This is a genomic window from Spirosoma aerophilum, from assembly GCF_054782495.1.
In genome coordinates, this window is the sequence record NZ_BAAGSJ010000050.1 from 125,307 (window position 1) to 143,527 (window position 18,221).

10 protein-coding genes are annotated in these 18,221 nt (G+C 50.0%); 5 read left to right on the forward strand and 5 right to left on the reverse strand.

What is annotated here, in order from left to right:
* Positions 1-36 precede the first annotated feature (36 nt).
* From ACYVK4_RS33055 to ACYVK4_RS33065, 3 genes are all read left to right on the forward strand, one after another.
* Complete coding sequence (locus ACYVK4_RS33055) at positions 37-951, forward strand: pirin family protein (protein ID WP_461131857.1); 915 nt, start codon at positions 37-39, stop codon at positions 949-951.
* A gap of 68 nt (positions 952-1,019) precedes the next feature.
* Positions 1,020-1,568 (forward strand): YceI family protein, encoded by a 549-nt coding sequence (locus tag ACYVK4_RS33060; protein ID WP_461131858.1) that lies wholly within the window; start codon positions 1,020-1,022, stop codon positions 1,566-1,568.
* A 453-nt stretch (positions 1,569-2,021) separates the two neighbouring features.
* On the forward strand, positions 2,022-3,944 hold the full coding sequence (locus tag ACYVK4_RS33065) for a glycoside hydrolase family 97 protein (RefSeq protein ID WP_461131859.1): 1,923 nt from the start codon (positions 2,022-2,024) through the stop codon (positions 3,942-3,944).
* Between the two features lie 1,065 nt (positions 3,945-5,009).
* On the opposite strand, the gene ACYVK4_RS33070 is transcribed toward ACYVK4_RS33065, so the two are convergent.
* Entirely contained in the window at positions 5,010-7,334 is a 2,325-nt protein-coding gene (locus ACYVK4_RS33070; protein ID WP_461131860.1) for a hypothetical protein, read from the reverse strand.
* A gap of 256 nt (positions 7,335-7,590) precedes the next feature.
* Here ACYVK4_RS33070 and ACYVK4_RS33075 point away from each other — a divergent pair, with 256 nt between their 5' ends.
* Together ACYVK4_RS33075 and ACYVK4_RS33080 are read left to right on the forward strand one after the other, a co-directional pair.
* The gene (locus tag ACYVK4_RS33075; RefSeq protein WP_461131861.1) at positions 7,591-8,244 is read left to right on the forward strand and encodes a hypothetical protein; all 654 of its coding nucleotides are present in this window, start codon (positions 7,591-7,593) and stop codon (positions 8,242-8,244) included.
* Between the two features lie 314 nt (positions 8,245-8,558).
* Entirely contained in the window at positions 8,559-9,440 is an 882-nt protein-coding gene (locus ACYVK4_RS33080; RefSeq protein WP_461131862.1) for an AraC family transcriptional regulator, read from the forward strand.
* Between the two features lie 70 nt (positions 9,441-9,510).
* Here the strand turns inward: ACYVK4_RS33080 and ACYVK4_RS33085 are convergent, their stop codons facing one another.
* From ACYVK4_RS33085 to ACYVK4_RS33100, 4 genes are all read right to left on the reverse strand, one after another.
* Positions 9,511-12,915: a DUF5107 domain-containing protein gene (locus ACYVK4_RS33085; RefSeq protein ID WP_461131863.1), complete on the reverse strand. Its 3,405-nt coding sequence runs from the start codon at positions 12,913-12,915 to the stop codon at positions 9,511-9,513.
* A 196-nt stretch (positions 12,916-13,111) separates the two neighbouring features.
* A complete protein-coding gene (locus ACYVK4_RS33090) occupies positions 13,112-13,831 on the reverse strand; it encodes an SGNH/GDSL hydrolase family protein (protein WP_461131864.1) in 720 nt (239 codons plus the stop codon).
* An 8-nt stretch (positions 13,832-13,839) separates the two neighbouring features.
* A complete protein-coding gene (locus ACYVK4_RS33095) occupies positions 13,840-16,611 on the reverse strand; it encodes a sugar-binding domain-containing protein (RefSeq protein WP_461131865.1) in 2,772 nt (923 codons plus the stop codon).
* Positions 16,612-16,743: 132 nt separating this feature from the next.
* On the reverse strand, positions 16,744-18,084 hold the full coding sequence (locus tag ACYVK4_RS33100) for a sugar porter family MFS transporter (protein ID WP_461131866.1): 1,341 nt from the start codon (positions 18,082-18,084) through the stop codon (positions 16,744-16,746).
* Positions 18,085-18,221: the final 137 nt, after the last annotated feature.

Sequence of the window (18,221 nt, forward strand, 5' to 3'; positions counted from 1 at the left end):
CAAAAGTATAGCTTAAGGCGTAAATTTGCATCATCAATGATGAGCGAAATTTTCCGCTGGATCAAAAAAGACAGGAGCATGAATAGTCATAGGAAACTAGTCAAAATATATACTCCTCCTACGCAACAGGGGTTTTTGGGGCCTGGTCATTTGGCCAGACCGGTTATTCAGGTCGACTTCACAGAAAGTGATCCATTTATCATGTTGATGGATGATCGACTCAACAAGCAGGATGAGCAAGCCGTGGGCGGTCCGCATCCGCATGCGGGCTTTGAAACCGTATCCCTGCTCCTGGAAGGCAGCCTGGGCGACGAGGCTTACCAGATGAAAGGGGGCGATTTACAGCTCATGACGGCAGGTAGTGGTATTGTCCATAGCGAAACCATCGAAGGGGAAGCGTCCATGCGCCTGTTGCAGTTATGGCTGAATCTACCCAAAAAAGATCGCTGGGCCACGCCACGCGTACAGGATCTGCCGGTAGAGAAAGTACCTGTTGCAACCCATAATGGTATAGCGATAAAGGTTTATAGTGGTTCGCTGGCGGGAGTAACGTCACCCATTCAGAATTATACACCCCTTATCATCGCGGATATTCATTTGCAGCCCGGCACCTCTACCGTTCAACACCTCCCGGCCTCGTTTACTACGTTTCTGTATGTGCTGGAGGGCAGTTTGCGGGTGGGCGACGAGGCCCAGGAACTCCATCAGGATCAAGTCGGCTGGCTGGATAGATACGATGAGGAGACAGGAAGCGAACTTAAGCTGACAAGCGGTGAAACCGGAGCGCGGGTCATTCTTTATGCCGGAGAACCGCAAGGGGATGCCATCGTGTCGCATGGTCCCTTCATTGGCGATAGACAGGAGGATATCCGCCGACTCTATCAGGAATACCGACAGGGAAAAATGCACCCGATCGCCACCGTTGAGGCTTCGCAACGGATTCTCTACTGACCATGACTTTGCCTCGGGCAGAGTCCAGACACGTTCTCAACACGTACAAATCAATAATTTTCAGTCACATGTCAACAACCAAATGGGTCCTTGACCCCACGCACAGCGAATTAGGCTTTAAGATCAAACACCTGATGATCAGCAATGTCTCGGGTTCTTTCCAACAGTTTCAGGTAGAAGCTGAAACCCAGGATGACGACTTTAGTACCGCTCAAATACGGGCCACTGCCGAGATTGCGTCCATCCATACGAACAATGAGCAACGCGACCACCACCTGCGCAACTCCGATTTTTTTGCAGCCGAAACCTATCCTCAGTTAAGCTTCCAATCGACAAAAGTCGAGAAGCTGTCTGATGACCTGTTCACGGTCTACGGAGATCTAACGATGAAAGGCGTTACCAAACCAGTCGCATTAACGGTTGAATACAGTGGGGTGACGAAAGACCCGTGGGGTGGCGTCCGGGCGGGCTATACCATCAGTGGAAAAATCAACCGTAGCGATTGGGGCATTACCTTCAATGGCGTTCTGGAAACGGGCGGGGTGGCACTCGGGGAAGAAGTAAAGGTTAACAGTGAAATCCAGCTGGTCAAACAGCTTGAACCGGTAGTCGCCTAAACATCGGTATTGTAGTAAGCAGCCGTTTAAAATCGATGCCACAAGCTGGCGAAGGATTTAAACGGCTGCTTACTCGTTTTTGGTTAGCCGAACCCAATCAAAAGGGTTAGCCCCAAACAGCTCGGTAAGCTCGACAAGGTCTGCCGATATCACAGCTGAGCGAGGGCCAATTTGACACAGGTAGAGTACGCTTTATCGAAGGTCTTAATTGGTATTAACCCAGTCAGGCGGCTTATTCAGAGACGCGTTGACAGTTCAGTTTTTACCCCCGCGCCTGGCGGTTAACCCACGCAGACCAGTTACTAAACATGTGGAGTATACGCCTTAAGAAAAACTCTTTACGCTACAGAGCCCTGGTAGACTCCCTCTCGAAAGGGAACAAGTGCATTTAGTGACAAATTATGTTTTTTAACGGGCCGCCCCACTTTGGTGCGGAGAACTCCAGTCAGTAGCATGAGAAATCGATTGATTTACAAAGTCCTTCCCTTTTTTGCCGGTGTAATTTTTCTTTTCAGCAGTTTTAAGGCGACAAGCCAATCGATGAGTTTAAGCTCGAAGGTTGGCTCCAATAACATCACCTTGTCACTGAACAAAAATGGAGCGTTGCATTACAGCGTATCACACCGAAACAAACCCATTATTGCCGATTCTCCACTTGGCCTAACCTGCGACGATCAGAATTTTACGACTGGGTTATCCGTCGTGACCGTTTCACCCATTGGCATAAGAAAGGAGCAATACGATTTGAAGGTGAGTAACGTCAAAACGATAAATCAGGTTTTTGACACGAAGAGTGTAACGTTTAAAAATCGTTCGGGGGCGCTCATGATCATCGATTTGGTGACCGGAAAAGAGGGCGTTGCCTTCCGCTACCGGTTTCCGGATCAGGATAAAAAAACACGGGTGATCAACAACGAAATAACAGGATTTCAGATTGAAAAAGATGCCAGGGGCTGGTTGCAGCCTTATAACAAAGCGGGAAAGGTCACCCCGGGCTATGAAGATTTTTACCTCAACGTACATCCCGGCGACTCAATCAGCCATCCCCGCAATCCTTCGGTGGGGTGGTGTATGCCTGCCCTTTTTCAGGTAAATGAGAAGAAAAACTGGGTTTTGCTGGCTGAGTCCGGAACGGATAGGTCGTTTCCAGGTTGCCATTTGCAACCCGATTCCAAGGGGGGGCTGTATAAAATCGCTTTTGCGGAAAAAGACGAAAAATATAACCTTCCCCTGGGCAACGACAATCGGCCAACATCGAGTCTTCCCTGGACGATGCCCTGGCGGGTGATCATCATTGGTGACCAGGCCGGAGATATCCTGCTGTCAAGTTTGATTACGGATTTGGCACCAGCCTCTAAACTTGACGATACGTCCTGGATCGAACCGGGCAAAGCCACCTGGTCCTGGTGGTCACATCCCGAAGATCATACCCCTGGAATGTATAACGCCTTTACGGATCTTGCGGCCTCTTTCGGTTTTGGCTACACGCTGTTTGACGCGGGCTGGGAGAAGGCCAACGCCGAAGGAGGTATCATTGCCAAAGCGACTGCCAGGGGGATCAAGCCCATGGTATGGGCGTACTCGGCTGCGTATTTCGACCCGGAACAAAGAAGAAAGAAATTTAAAGAATTGGCGGCAATGGGCGTCAAGGGGGTTAAAATCGACTTTTGGTGCTCAGACCGCCAGGAGGTGATGGGATGCTTCCAGTCACTTTTTGAAGATGCCGCCAAAGCGCATTTATTGGTCAACCTGCATGGCACGACCGTTCCCCGAGGCTGGCATCGAACCTGGCCCAATTTTATGACAGCCGAAGCTGTTTTGGGCACGGAACATTATTTTTATGAAGCCCGATATCCAGCGTTAGCCGCCGAGCAGAATACCGTGTTGCCCTTCACCCGAAATGTAGCCGGCCCTACCGATTACACCCCGTTTGCGCTGACTATCCGAAAATACCCCCGATTGAACACCGCGGTCCATGAACTGGCTACGGCTATGATCTACACATCGGGGATCATCAATTTTGCGGATTCTAAAGAGGTATTTGATTCACTGCCGGTGCCGGTTCGACAGTTATTGAAAGACATGCCTGCCACCTGGGATAAAACGGAAAGTATTGTCGCTGAGCCGGGGGAGCAGATCATCCTCGCTCGTCAGAAGGGGAGCCTTTCGTATATTGTCGGAATCAATGGGACGGATAAAGCAGTACCAGTCAAACTGAATCTGGCCAGGTATGCCAGGGGCTTTTCGAAATTTAGCGTCATTTCGGAAGGCGAAAATCCATTGATGGGCTTTAAAACGGAGACATACCCCATTACCTCTACCTGGCAATACGCTTTCGCTCCCAAAGGCGGCTTTATTATCCAGTTTGTTAAGTAGTAAGGCTGATCGGGTCAGGGCATTAACCTTTCCGGTAGTCAACGCCAAAAAACGCTCTTGCCTGAGAGAGGAGAGCTCCTTTTGTCTGCTTCTCAAGATGGAGCATTCTAAGAGACGGCCTGTTTTGGCACCCGCATGCGCGTGAAACAGGTTTACAAACCACCGCTATAACGCCCGAAAGACTGGTTGTACTTGGTGTCCAATTCCTTCATTTTTAAACTACTCAATAGCTGAGTATTTCGCTATTCAGTAAGCATGAGCAACGTATGTGCTAATTGAATTGTATCCGCCTGTACGTTACTAAATACCACTTCAGCGGCTTTCGATACGTACTAATAAGCTTCAGCTAGGGCTGTGTTGCCTTTATCCGTTAATTTGATGAGTTTAGCGCCCCTATCGGCCGGATCAGCCCGTTCAACAATATAACTTCCTTCCGGTTATCCACTAGTCGCTTTCATGCCCGTCGTATACTCGGCGCCCCCAAAGGTCGTTTAACCATTCTTCATTTTATCGCTTCAAGCGCTGACCTATTAATTGCTGTTTATCTTGACCAGTCGTAAACAATCCCATGAAAATTACAAGCTTTACGTATGCATGAATGGTGGCAAGACCTTGTACTTTTTATCGAAACAATACTAATTAGTTCTGTGAAGAGGGTAGTCCACTGGTAGCAGTGACCGCATATTGCAGACTTTCGTTGATTTGCCCGGACCTGAGTCCTCCAACTTTTACGCTGCATAAACCCGTTATGTGCGGCTATGCTTCAAATTAATGCTGATTCAGGCGTCAGGATGGATTACCAATCGTATGATAGAAAAGCATGAATTTTACACATCTAGTAAAAGGTACAATTGAAGAAACCATTAATACTTATTGTTGACGAACCCACCTTGAGAGTGAAATCTGGTACACTGTCTTCAAGTAACCATCAATCTGAGTCTAACCAGATTTACCGGGATTTTAATTTTGTGCGATAGTAATCAAATAAGGAAGTTTCTTTAGTTGTCAACTTTACTTTATTGAGCCGTTAAGACTTAAATAAAGTACGACGCAATAGAATATATTCTACTCTATATCCCAAAGGCTTTTAACAATAGCTCTTGCCTTGGAAAAATTAAGCGCTTTTCCCAATTCACTAACCAGCATCTCCCGATCCTGCCTAAGTTCTTCCGGAAAGTTCTCTGAATCCAACTTGGCTTTCGCAAACTGAGGCATAGCAAACGCATGCCGGTAAGAGCGCACCAAATTATCAAGGCATTCCTTTAACGCTTCTTTTCGTTGAAGCTCTCTCTTTACCTTTAGATTTTCCTCGACATCATCTACTCTAAGCAAATCCTGATATTTTCCTCCCCAGTAACAGGCAGCGGCCCAAAATGTACGGCGGTAGGTCGAATAACGGGGGAGAAGTTTTCGGTTCGCAGTTGATGGAACCCGTATGAACCGGTTCCAGTCTGCAAACAAAAATGACGCAATTCCTTCATAATCAACCTCAAGCTTCATTAGTTTAGCAAGGGTATCGTACTGTGTGTAGTATAAGGTGTCGAACGGCTTCTCCACTTTTATCAGGATTGCAGCACTGGCCTCAGGGTATTTTTGGTGGACTGATGAGACAACGCCAAACATATGCCTTAAATGATCGGATCGATTACTTCCTGGTACTGGAATTGTAAAGGTGAGTGTATAAAGTTTGTCAGGAAATACTATGCGAAACCAAGTGTTTCCGTCATAATACAGATTACCCCGTACCTCTTTACCATAATATCTGATTTTAACAACATCCCCTTCTATGTACAGAGGTAAAAGCTCTAGAATTGGTCCTTTATCGGGTAGCCTAAGACCAGTTTCAGTGTCTTTCGTTAAGCAATAACATTCAAATACGCCTGAAAGCTTTGGGTGAGTATTGGTACGTTTAGACGGGCCCTGAGACTGCCCATTTGCTTCCCGTCTGCGTTCAGGAATGTAGTCAAGCAACGGAATGTCTGTGAAATGGTCGTAAGCCCCAACCCCATCCAAGCCAAAAAACTCCTGAAACGTTGAATTTGCCAATTGATTTTTGATAGCTACCCCAAGTTCGCGCCGACTGAGTCGAATAAATTCATTTGATTCGTCTTCATCATCCCCAAGTTGCTTTAGGATGATTTTTCCAGATGTGATCAGGCCATTATCAGCAACACCTGCAAAAATTCCGCGTAGATTATTTTTGTCACTCGTTTGTAAATAGTAATGGTATTTATGTGAGTCTTGCTGTGCATTATAGGAAAATTGAATTGTGATCACATCGCCATATTTGCGCATGTAACCAACATCAATCTCATCTATGTTCTCCGTGTTAGCCGACGCATTGTTTTTGCTAACATGCCGAGTGTAGCTGTGCACAGTTCCATCCTCCATAATGATGGTGCGCCGACTTTTAAAGTTGTGTTCGCTGGAGTGAAATGTGAAAAAGTAGGCTTCGTAAGTGCCCTTAAATCCCTTTAATCGTTCGTATTGATCAAATAATGGAAGTTCTGCATCTGTTTGAATAGTGCGTTCAGGCACTTTTATTCGCCTGTTAGCCAACAAAAACGAGATGTAATCCGGAACGTCTTTTATTTTTCGCTGATTGCTATCAGCGCTTATATTTTCCAGATAAGGTGATTCTTCAATAGAAGACTGATTAGATAGACGTAGTACCACCATACCACTTACCGGAATGTGGCTATCCCGATTGACCCCATTAAAACAGCCCAGCATTATCTGACGTTTATCCTTGTCCTTCGACGCGTACAGGACTAACAGACGACCACCTGCTCTATGCGGAGATTGCCGTACTTTATCATCCTCCAACAGGATAAACAGGTTTTCCTCGTCCTGCCAAACCTTTCCCTCTAAATACGATTTTGTTTTCGACTTCTTCTTGTAGTGATAAACCATCCTGGCACCACTCCAATCCTGGTTGATGAGCAGACTGGAGATACCAATCTGGTCCTGGTCTGTCCGCCAATAAAAGCAGTCATATAACCGTCCTGGCTGTTGCTCATGCTTCCGTATCTCAGGTACCGGATCAAGCCTAATAAAGGGCCTATCTGAATTTGTTGGCTTCTGGTAATTGATATAGTAAGTATACTCATCGAGAAGAAACACCAGAAAATTTACCAGTGTATCCTTGTGATTCGTCTCCCGTTTTAGCTGACCAGGCCACAACGTTTCGAGAGTATAATTTTTGAGTGTGCTGTAGCTTTCACATCTTTTCTTCTTATGTCCGGCCTGAATGGCTATTTCCAGGTCCTTTTTGCGCCCCCTTCGTGGCGATTCCAGAATAGTGTCAATGACTCTGACCAGACAGGTACGAATTTGTTCAGCAGCAAGATCATATAAGGCTGTTTTGTAGTCGTTTAGCTCAAAAATCATGTGGCATGGAAAGTGTAAAATCAACACATTAACTTAATATTAGCTACAAAAAACTGAATTAGCTGTAAAATACTCCATTTCGAGAGGTTTGTCTGAATATTCAGACAAAGCCAACATCTACCCCATTGGCGTTAACTGATTTTGCACGAAATTTTATTGCGTTTAGCTGAAAAATTCTAATCAACAAATAAGTCAACAAAGGCTTTAGAAGAATTTTATACTGATATCTGTTGTTTTAATAGAAACGACTTTCACCATGATACAGATACTGACCCGACTTGGCTTGTGGATCGCTCGTGTCACATGGGCCTATTATTTAATCAATGACTTAAAGCTTCTGCACTTACCAGAACATTTAGAGCCTATGGCTTTTGCCTTGTACGTTGGACTTATGTTATGGAAGATTAGTGTGGCTCATGCGGATATTGAGCATGACGATGAGCACAATACCCACTTAAGCAAACTAAACCGGATTGCACTCGGCATACTGGTTGTTGCCTGTGTGTCTGAATTTTTCCGTATTACAGACCTGAATGATTCTTCAGCTATTATTAATAACCTAGCTCACTGCGCTTTAACCATTCTTTTATTTGTGGGTGGTGAGCTGCTGTTCGATGCACTATTACTGACACGTGCCAAGAACAAACGTCTATCCTGGAAGGCAATTATGCGACAGTTGAAGAAATCGTTCAATGTTAAATCAGTAACCGGTAAGTCAGTAACTGGCGTTTCAAAGCCGCCAAAAAAAAGCAAGTCTGTTAATCTTTCTCAGACGTTGGCTGTCGATGAATCAGGCCGGTTGCTAGACTCAGGCAATTCAATCACGCTTACCGACATTACCACAGAAAAGTCAGATGATGATGACCTTAACCAACCGACAAACAATTTAAATAATACACCAATTCTATAACAGCTAACTACGTGATGTTGTGGATTAACGTCCAAGCGGTATCCAGGATTGGACGTTAATCCGCCATCTGTCATCTGAGTAACTCCCCCAACGCTGGTCATCCAATTTGTAGTTGGTGAGGTAATCTGCACGTAGCCGTTTCCGGCACCGGCAAAACGCCTGTCATCATATTGTCGGCAAATGGCCATTTATGAGTCATTCACCAGATCGGTATTACGAGTCGGTATAAAGCCGCCAGACCGTACTTTATCAGGTAATATTATTTCCTGCTGCGTACGGCATCAGAATTTGTGGTACTTAGACAGAAAAGGGGTATGCTAAAAAAAAAGGAAGGGTTTGCCGGACAGCGCAGTTGCGTGTTGCCAGCGGAACTGACACGACAAATTGCCGTACATCCTCTTTGCGAAGCGCTCTACATTACCGATATGGGGTATTACCCCCATGCGGCATTTCACAGCCGGGAACGGCGGAAAGGCAGCCATCAGCACATCCTGATTTACTGTGTGAAGGGGGAAGGCTGGTATTACCTGAACGATCAAAAACACACGGTAAAACCGAACCAGGTCTTTATCCTGCCCGCTCATAAAGCCCATCGATACGGCACAGACGATACAAATCCCTGGACTATTTACTGGCTTCACTTCACGGGTTCGCGGGCGCAGCACTTCCTGGATTTTCTGCAACAGGAATCGGGCAAATTACTCATAACCGTCTCCCCCCAACCCGAACGGTTTCAACTTTTCGAGGACATCCTGTCGCATGTGGAGATGTCGTACAACATGGATAGCATCGTGTACGCCAACAGCAGTCTGGCCCGTTTTCTGGCGACGTTTAATAACGCCGTGTACAAGCCCAATACCATCAACCGCGTAGAACAGGATCCGATTAGCCAGACCATCACGTTCATGAAAGAAAATCTCAGCCAGTCGCTCAAGCTGGAAGAACTGGCGGAGATAGCGGGTATGTCGGCGTCTCATTATTCGGCGGTTTTTCGCGAGAAGGTACAGAGTGCGCCGATCAATTTCTTTACGTTCCTGAAAATTCAGGAAGCCTGTCGGCTTCTCGAAAACACGCAGTTACGCATTAAAGAAGTGGCGTATCAGATTGGCTACGCCGACCCCTATCACTTCAGCCGGGTCTTCACGAACGTTATGGGCGTTTCGCCCCGCGATTTTCGTAAACTGAGGAAGGTTTAAGGTGCTGAACGGATGTTCTCGCATAACCTTCAGTCAATACCGTAACCCTTCTTCGTCAGGTTCGCGAACGCTATTCGGTCACTTCGTGTGTGAGCAGGAAATCGACCATGTCCCGGTGGATGATAGCGCCCTGATGGTTGGTATCCAGCTTCAGTACTTTATCAAAATAAGCGATGGCCTGACTCATGTTGCCGTTGCCCAAACCCAGGTTGCCGAGGGCTATCAGGTAATAACAGTGAATCCGGTTGCGTTCGTTGAGGTCCGTGTCGAAAACCAGCATGTCGGGCAGTGATACAGCAAAATAGTCGAGTTTGATCTCGTCGTTCAGGTGTGATTCACCGTACTGAATCAGCTTCGTGAACAGCCGTTCGGCCCGTTCGTGATCGTTTAGCTTTTTCCAGGCTAACCCCTGATAAACAAGTTTGTCGGGTTGCTGATCGTTATAGAAAATGGCCTGTACGGGCGCATCAAGGCCCTCCGTGGCTCGTTCGAAAAACGCGGTGGCCGTTGCCGTATCGCCCAGCGCTTCGTAAGCCAGCCCTTTCAAATAGAAAATGTCGTTCTCCTGTACGCCGTACAGTTTCCCTTCGCCCAGGTTATGCGGATAGGTTTCGGCGGCCGTCAGCAGCTCAAGGCTTGTCGCCGGATCATCAGCCCGCAGCGCCTGTTTGGCCAACTCGATATGGCTTATCAAATACTGACCGACGACTTTACCCTCGCCCCCCTCCCATGGGTGAAACTGCCGGGTGGCCAGCAACTGCCGGGCGGTCTGGTACTGGCCTAACTGGTTATACAGCGTGATGCGTTCGAGGTATAAATCATCCCGCTGCTCGGTGGCCGTAAGGTGTTCTTCCAGCAACGCCAGCCTGCCCTCGGGGGCGTAGTTCAGCTTTTTGTATAACTGATCCAATTCCATCAGCACCCGGGCATCGGACGTATCGAGCGCGAACGCTTTCTCCAGCATTCGAAGCGCATCGTCTGACCGTTGCAGCTTGTTTTGATAGGCCAGCGACAGGTTGCGGAACACCGTCGGAAAGGTATCGTCCAGCTGGGTCGATTGCTCCCAGGCGGCAATGGCTTCGGGGTATTGCCGGTTGCCGTACCAGAAATTACCGAGGTAGTAGAGCGTACGGGCGTGGTTGTAATCGGTCTTCGTTGCGGCCCATTGCAACACAATCAACTCGTCGAGCCGGTTGGGAAATACAAAATCCGGTTTCGCTTCCGTTGCTTTCTTTAGATAAGTCGCACTCCGGTCGTTTTGCCCCAGCCGGTCATAGAAATAAGCCAGAAAATAATAAACGATGGGGTAAACGGTGGATGATGAGTCGACGAATTTCAGTAGTAATTCAGCTGCTTCCTCATACAGCCCGGCGCGGCTGTAATCCAGCGCGTACTCCAGGTAGTTGTGAACATACTGCCGCATGAGTTTTTTTAACGCCTGCTGTGCTGTAGACCCGGTCGGCTCAGCCAATCCGGATACATGTTCAGTCGGCAAAGGCGTCGCGTTATGGGCATCCTTACCCGCATCGATCAGCACCCGCTCGAACAGACAGCCGAAATGAAATTTATCAATGGCCAGCGTATCGTCAATGAGCCGCCGGGCCTCCTCCGTTTGGCCTGTTTTGCGGAGCAGTGCGGCCTTCAGATGCCGGGCCGAGTGCCCATGCCAGTTTCGTACCAGCGATTGTTCCACCAGGTCGAGGGCTTGTGTGTAGTTTTTCCGACGGGTAGCAATACGGGCGAGTTCGAGAAAACTGGTATCCTGCCAGGCGGCATTCCAGGTGGCTTTGTAGAACGCGTCGAAGGCGTCGTCGTACCGGCCCATACGGGTCAGGCACAAACCCAGGTTGTAATACGCTTCGCCATCGTAGGGGTTCGGGTTGCGAGCCGTTAGCGTGTGGATAGCCGCCCGGAAATGCGGTTCGGCTTTGGCAAATTGCCCATGTTTGTGGTACCACAGCCCCATCGCGTTATGGCAGCGGCTGTCGTTCGGGTCCCGACGGAGGGCCTCTCCGTAGTAATCCGTTGCCGAATAGGTGGCGTGGCGATACTGCTCGATGTGCTGGCCCGTCAGGAATAGCTGTTCATTATTTTCAACATCGGCCGGGGCTTTGGCGGCAATGGCCGGTTCCGGAATGGTGGGTTCAGCACTGCTCTTGTCGGGCTGGTAAGCTACCAGCTCAACGCCCTCGGCGGTGGTCACACGCACCCGAACATCGGTTTGGTTGCTTACCGGTATGGATATAGAATACAGGAACGGATTAACTGGCGAGAGATCAGCGCGCTGCTCAAAAATGATCCTACCGGCATCGGTCACCTGTATCGAAGCACCCGGATAAGAAGCTGTCGTATAGGCGCTTATTTGTATTTCGTTCGCCTTAAACTCCAGATTAACAGCCGCATCCCTGGTAGCGTTTTTAACAATACCAATTTCGCTGTAGGGCATGAAGTACTGCACAAACGTGCGTTCTTCATTGGGCATAATCCACGAAAAATCAGGCTGATTGTCGGTAAATACACCCGTCATTAACTCCACATACGGGCCGTCTTCATCGGTCAGGTTACGGTCCCAGGCATACCCAAATTCGCCGTTGCCCCACGTCCACTGCTTTTTACCGGGCGACAGGTGGTGACTGGCTACGTGCAGCAGCCCCCCTTTGGTATCGTGCTCGTACCCACCCACAAAATCGTACTTCGACTCGACCGCCATGTAGGATGTCGGAACTTGAATATTTTTGTAGCGCGAAATATCCGTTCCCGGCGAATAATCGACTTTGTAATAGGTGCCTTTTGCTATTGGAAAGGATGAAACGTCCCGGCGGCCGTGGTCGAAAACAGCATGCACATCGGGCGGAAACACCGACTGGTAATGGTCGTTCACTTTCAGAGCGGGGTTGCTCCACCAGAGAAACGTCTGCGGCACGTCGGTCCGGTTATAGAGAACGCCCTGAATTTCGAGGTAAGCCTTACCGGGATGCAGGCGGAAACCAGCCATGCCTTTCGTGCCGAACATCCGCTCCACCTCGCTCACCCACACCGTTTTAGACCCGTCGGCATGTTCTTCCGTCGTGAAATCGACGGCCTCGAACGTACTGGGCCGGTGGTGCTGCGGCCAGTTGAACTCAATACCACCCGAAATCCAGGGGCCCGTCAGGCCTACGAGGGCGGGTTTGATAACCTGGTTGTAATAAACAAAGTGGCGATTTTTGACCTTGTCGAACGCCATCTGAACCCGCCCGCCCAGTTGCGGCAGAATCATGATTTTAAGGTACTCGTTTTCCAGATAGACCGCCTGATAGGTCTGGTCTTCTTTCTGGTCAGAAATCTTTTCGATAACAGCGTTTGGGTATACCACGCCACTGCTTCCCTGATACACCCGTTTCTCCAGAAACATCGGATTTTTTTCGGGCGTCCCTACGCCATATGTGGGGATAGTTACGGGTTCTTCCCAGACACGAACTTCCTGTGTGGTCATGTTATGATGTGTTTACTAAAGGTCTATTAAGTATATGTGTAGTCGTAATCAGGCAAACAGGTAAATATGTAAGTACTTGACAACTAAAGGCTTGACGATCAAATGTCAATTCACCGATTACCTATTTTACCAATCAGCGACTACTTGAAAGGGGTGACCAATTGACTTGGATACACCCATTATTATTATCCATCGACTAAAACCACTTCATCAACTCATCAACAATCAGGGCATGCCCGACTTCGTTGGGGTGGTTGACCTGCGACATATACCGGCTCAGACTATCGCCCTGCTGACGTTTGGCGTCGAACGCCTGATAGCTGTCTATCAGTCCCGTCTGGTATGTATCCGCTAGCCGGCGAATCTGGTTAGTGTGTTGAATCAGTTCGTTATCGGGTTTACTCATGTCTACGCTCAAATCGGGCGAGGGCGTGAGCAGAACAACTTTAATCCCAGCCTGCTGGGCCTGTTCAATCATCGTCTGCCATGCCTGCAGGGCCTTTTTTAAGCCGATTCGACGGTCGTTGAGGGCGTAGTCGATGAACAGAACATGGGGTTTGTGGGGCAGTACATCGGTCTTGAACCGGGCGGCTCCCTGTTCGGATTGCTCCCCGCCGATGGCCGTTACCAGCACATTGATCACAGCCATGGGATACCGTTCTTTCAGGCGTTTCAGCAACTGATTTGGGTACGCTCCCAGGGTGTTGACAACGGGCGTTTTGAAGTACCCCGCCGGAACGCTGTGCCCGTGAAACAGCAGCGTAATGGACCTGTTTTTCGGCCACTCTTTTGTCAGTTCAGTCTTGATGTCGGCCAGATACGTGGCCGGGTCAGCCACACCGGATGGCCTCGGGCGGGAAGCCGTCAACAGAGCAAGAAGGACAAAAACAGCCGCCAGCTGAGGGGTTCGTTTCATGAGATAATTTAGTTTTTAAGCGCCTGCCCGGCTTTTTTTGCCGTGAGGGCATTGACCTCGTCAGCAGAAAGCGTGCCGGTCGGGTCAAATGCCTTCGTATTCATGTAGTTTAGTAAGCTGTGCCGCAGTTGCCGGGCAACCGGGCGGTTTTCCAGGTCGCTGCTAATGTCGAAACTACAGAGTATTAGCCTGCCAGTGCCCACTTTCGCTTCCACGATGCTTGCCAGATACCGGTTATTGGCGAAGTTGTCGATTTGCCGTACAATGGGGGTCAATTTGTTATCGGGCAGGATCATCGTAGTCGATTTAGTACACAAATCCCACCACTGCCAGTCGGTATGAAAATCGGTCGGGAAGTCGCGGAGTGCGGGGTGCCGGGGGTCGCAGAGCAGCCCCATCGTGATGGCCTGCGCCGGAAAGTGAACCGGGCTCCAGAACACAGGAACGAACTTCCCTTCCATCCCCTCCATCTGTCTGTAGTCGGGATTGAGCAAAACGTTCCTGCCTTGCGCCAATGCCTGCATAGCCTCGCTGGTTGATTGAGTGAAGACCACATCCGCCGAAGCCTCGGGTATGCTGGCCGGGTACACCCAGACGTGCCAGGTGTTTTTGTAAGGCGTTCCGGGCAAGGACAGGGTCAGCGTGAGTAGTTTGGCGGTTTTAATGCCCGACAGGTTGGCGACGATCCGGCCGAGTGCGAAGCCGTTTCCCACCGGTACCGTCGTTTTTGGGAGCTTCCCGCCAGCCAGTTGCTTTCCGGTTTCGTCGCGCAGTGCCCATTCCGGCGTTACGTTCGTCAACGGGGCAGCTCCGAAGTTAGCCAGTTCAGCCGTAGCCGTGAACGTCTCGACGTTGGTATAAGTCGCCTTGGGGAAGCGGACCAACGGCACGACAGCCGAGCAGAACTGCCGGAATTCGTCAGCGGTCAGGATGCCCTTACTGTCCCAGAAAGCATCCAGCAACCCAATATCCGCCGTACCCTGTCCCGGAAAATCGTGCAGATCGAGCAGTTGAATCCCGCTGGCGCCTTTGGTACGCAGCAGCCGTTCCAGTTCCTCTTTATAGAGAATGGCCGCCAGTTTTCCACTGGCTTTCAGATAGCTGTCGGCAAGCGGCAGCAATCCTTTCTTTTGCAGATCATTTCGAATTGACACCAGACTAATCGGTTCCAGCACACCCGTATATTTACTGATTTCAGCCATGTTTGGGAACACCGCATACTGCCCCACTTCGTGCGTCACGAGTGGTACGGGCATACCCACTACAGAGGCCGAATAATCATCGGCGAAGGCGGGCGGTTGCTGGTTGAAAACGCCCTGTCCGCGAACCCAGCCCAGCTTGGTCCGTTGCGTGATAAAGTAGTCGTCAGCGGGTTCGGGCCAGTTTCCGTGGGGTGGCTGAAACGAGTAAGATGTGGTGGTGTACAAATGTCGTTTGTCGGTCTGCTGAAGGTGCCTCATCAGATCGGTCAGGAAGGGGATTCGCCCTTCCAGCTCGTTGCCCATCGACCAGAAACAGAACGACGGATGATTGCCGTATTCCCGGCTCATGCGGGCCGCTTCATTCCGGATAAACTGGTCAGCTTTCGGATCTTCGCCCACCTGCAGGCTCCATAAGGGCAGCTCAATCTGCAAATAAAAGCCCAGCGAATCTGCCACCTCGAAAGCCGCTTCGGGCGGGCACCAGGAATGGAACCGGATATGGTTCAGGCCATATTGTCGGGCCGTCTGAAATACCTTTCCCCAACCCGCGCGATCGGTGGGTGGATGGCCCGTAAGCGGGAAGATAGCGCATTCGAGCGTACCCCGCAGAAATAACCGGCGACCGTTGATGTGCAGCAAACTACGCTCATTCGTCAGCTGCCGAATACCGAATGTCGTTTTGGCCGAACTCTTTATAGGGGCATTGTCGGCGACAAATTCGGCCATCAGGTGATAGATTGACGGCGAGAATTCATCCCAAAGCTGTTTGTTCTTACCCAGATCATAAATCACGTTTACCTGTTGCTGCCCTGTATCCACACGTATCGTTTGCCTGGAAACGGGCAGATCTTTCCCGTTCACGCGGGCTTGTAGGTGCAGCGTTCCGGAAGCCGCCCGGCCCGTTCTGTTTTGCAGCTCTACCTGCACCCCAACCGTGGTTGTGTTCGACGTTTCTGTGCGGAGGTGACGGATATAAACCGGGTCGTGAGCGGTAAGGGTAAGCTTACCAATGGCTCCGTTCCAGATCGTTTGCGTGCCATCGGTGTAGGCATGGGCTAAATTCTGGTAGCTGATTTCGTACTGCCGGCTGTTGTTGATGCGGAGCAGAATCGTATGTGTGCCCGGCGTCAGCAGGGTTGTCAGGTTGTAACGGTGGGGTGTGGTCAGGCTTTCCTGTTGCCGGGTACTCGCTTCGTTGCCATCGACAAATACCCGACTTTGCCAGAGTACCCGTTCCAGCATTAGCTCAATTTCTTTGCCCTGCCAACTGGCCGAAATAGTGACGGTGCGCCGATACCAGGCCGTACCGATATAGCGATGTTTACGGGCGAGTTGATATAAGGCTTCGCGGTCGAGCGATGGCCTGAGGGTGAGCGAATCGCCCAGCCCGGCTTCATCCGTGGTGCCCGGCAACGCCATCTTATAAGGATAGGTAGCGTTCAGCCAGCGGTGTGCCCCGCCATCCAGATTCGTATCAAAAGCCACGTCCCATGTCCCTGCCAGTGATAACTCATTCTGGGCAAAGACAGATAATGGCAGGCAGATAACACTGAGGAAGAGGAAAGCAGGCAGGCGCATAGGTAAATGGAGAGTTCAGCGTAGATACAGGGGATAAAGGGTCTGTTTTATGTCTAATGGGAAGCCATTCCTGCCTCGACGTTCGGTAAAATAGAGTGGCAGTTCCTCGCTGGTCGGAATGTTCAAAAACGGTTAGTGAGGCATGAAAACTTCTTCCATCTCTTCCAGTGTCTTGCCTTTGGTTTCGCGTACGTTGCGGAGAACAAAAACAAACCCAATCAGGCAGATACCGGCATACAGCCAGAAAGGCCCAAAAGTGCCCATCGTTTCGGCGAGGATGGGAAAGGTGAAGACAAGAATGAAGTAGGACCCCCACAGCGCCAGGATCGCCACCGACGAAGCCAGGCCACGTACCCGGTTCGGGAAAATCTCGGAAATAAGTACCCAGGTTACTGGCGCCAGTGAGGTGGCGTACGTGGCAATGGCGAGCAGCACAAAGATGGATAATAATCCTGCTGACGCGCCGGTTTGCAAAAGCGTCGCAATGATGACGTACAGAACACTCAATCCAATGGCCCCAAACAGCATCAGCGGCTTACGACCCAACCTGTCGACTTGCCACATCGCGACCACGGTAAACAGCAGGTTGACGATGCCAATGGCCACCGTTTCGAACAGTTGCCGATCCAGGTTAGCGCCAACGGTTTCGAAAATGGTGGAGGTGTAATTGAATACGACATTGATACCGCACAACTGCTGAAATACTGCCAGCCCGATCCCCACGAAAACAGCCGCCCGGATGCCCGGTACCAGTAATTCAGACAAAGCGACCTTTGTCCTGTTCTCCGCCGAAAGATGAACATCGGCCACTGTCTTTTCAGCAAAAGCGGCACCGCCAATACGCTCCAGAATAACCGTCCCCCTGTCGACCATACCGCGCTGAATCAGCCAGCGGGGGCTCTCCGGCAGCCAGACGACACCGAACAGGAATAAAAGCGATGGGACAGCCCCCAGCCCGAACATCAATCGCCAGGCATCAGGACCATTATCAGCCAGACCGTAGTTGACCAGATTAGTAATCAGAATACCAATGACGATGGTCAGCTGGTTTATGGCCACATTACGCCCCCGAATTTCGGCGGGTGAGACTTCGGCAATATACATCGGACTGAGCATAGAGGCCATTCCCACGCCAATACCCGCCACGAAACGGGCTACCATAAACGTCGTCAGCGAACCGGCCAGCGCCATACCGATAGACGACACAGCAAAGACACCGGCGGCTACCATCAGCGCCGGTCGTCGGCCGTAACGATCCGCCAGTCGGCCCGCTACGATGCATCCCGCCATACACCCCAGGGCCAGCGTCCCCGTCAGAAAACCCTCCCACCAGGCCGTCAGGCCAAACACATCCCGCAGCAACGGCAAAGCTCCGGCAATCACGGCGAAGTCGAACCCGAAGAGGTAACCGCCCAACGCTGAGATGAAGGAAATGCCCAAAGAATAATTCGTATTGATGCGGGTGTCTTCCATGTGTAGTTTTTAACTATTCGGTTATAGAGTTGCAAAAATATCAGTTCGTTTTGGCCCTATACATAGTCATTCTTACGGAAAAGTTGGATGAAATGATGAAAACGAACAGGTCGATAGTAGTACCGGCTGATTTTCAG

Excerpts from the sequence above, each read along its gene's own strand:
- ACYVK4_RS33090 (WP_461131864.1), bottom strand. The coding sequence starts at position 13,831 with ATGAAACGAACCCCTCAGCTGGCGGCTGTTTTTGTCCTTCTTGCTCTG.
- ACYVK4_RS33055 (WP_461131857.1), top strand. The coding sequence starts at position 37 with ATGATGAGCGAAATTTTCCGCTGGATCAAAAAAGACAGGAGCATGAAT.
- ACYVK4_RS33080 (WP_461131862.1), top strand. The coding sequence starts at position 8,559 with ATGCTAAAAAAAAAGGAAGGGTTTGCCGGACAGCGCAGTTGCGTGTTG.
- ACYVK4_RS33075 (WP_461131861.1), top strand. The coding sequence starts at position 7,591 with ATGATACAGATACTGACCCGACTTGGCTTGTGGATCGCTCGTGTCACA.
- ACYVK4_RS33060 (WP_461131858.1), top strand. The coding sequence starts at position 1,020 with ATGTCAACAACCAAATGGGTCCTTGACCCCACGCACAGCGAATTAGGC.
- ACYVK4_RS33065 (WP_461131859.1), top strand. The coding sequence starts at position 2,022 with ATGAGAAATCGATTGATTTACAAAGTCCTTCCCTTTTTTGCCGGTGTA.
- ACYVK4_RS33100 (WP_461131866.1), bottom strand. The coding sequence starts at position 18,084 with ATGGAAGACACCCGCATCAATACGAATTATTCTTTGGGCATTTCCTTC.
- ACYVK4_RS33095 (WP_461131865.1), bottom strand. The coding sequence starts at position 16,611 with ATGCGCCTGCCTGCTTTCCTCTTCCTCAGTGTTATCTGCCTGCCATTA.
- ACYVK4_RS33085 (WP_461131863.1), bottom strand. The coding sequence starts at position 12,915 with ATGACCACACAGGAAGTTCGTGTCTGGGAAGAACCCGTAACTATCCCC.
- ACYVK4_RS33070 (WP_461131860.1), bottom strand. The coding sequence starts at position 7,334 with ATGATTTTTGAGCTAAACGACTACAAAACAGCCTTATATGATCTTGCT.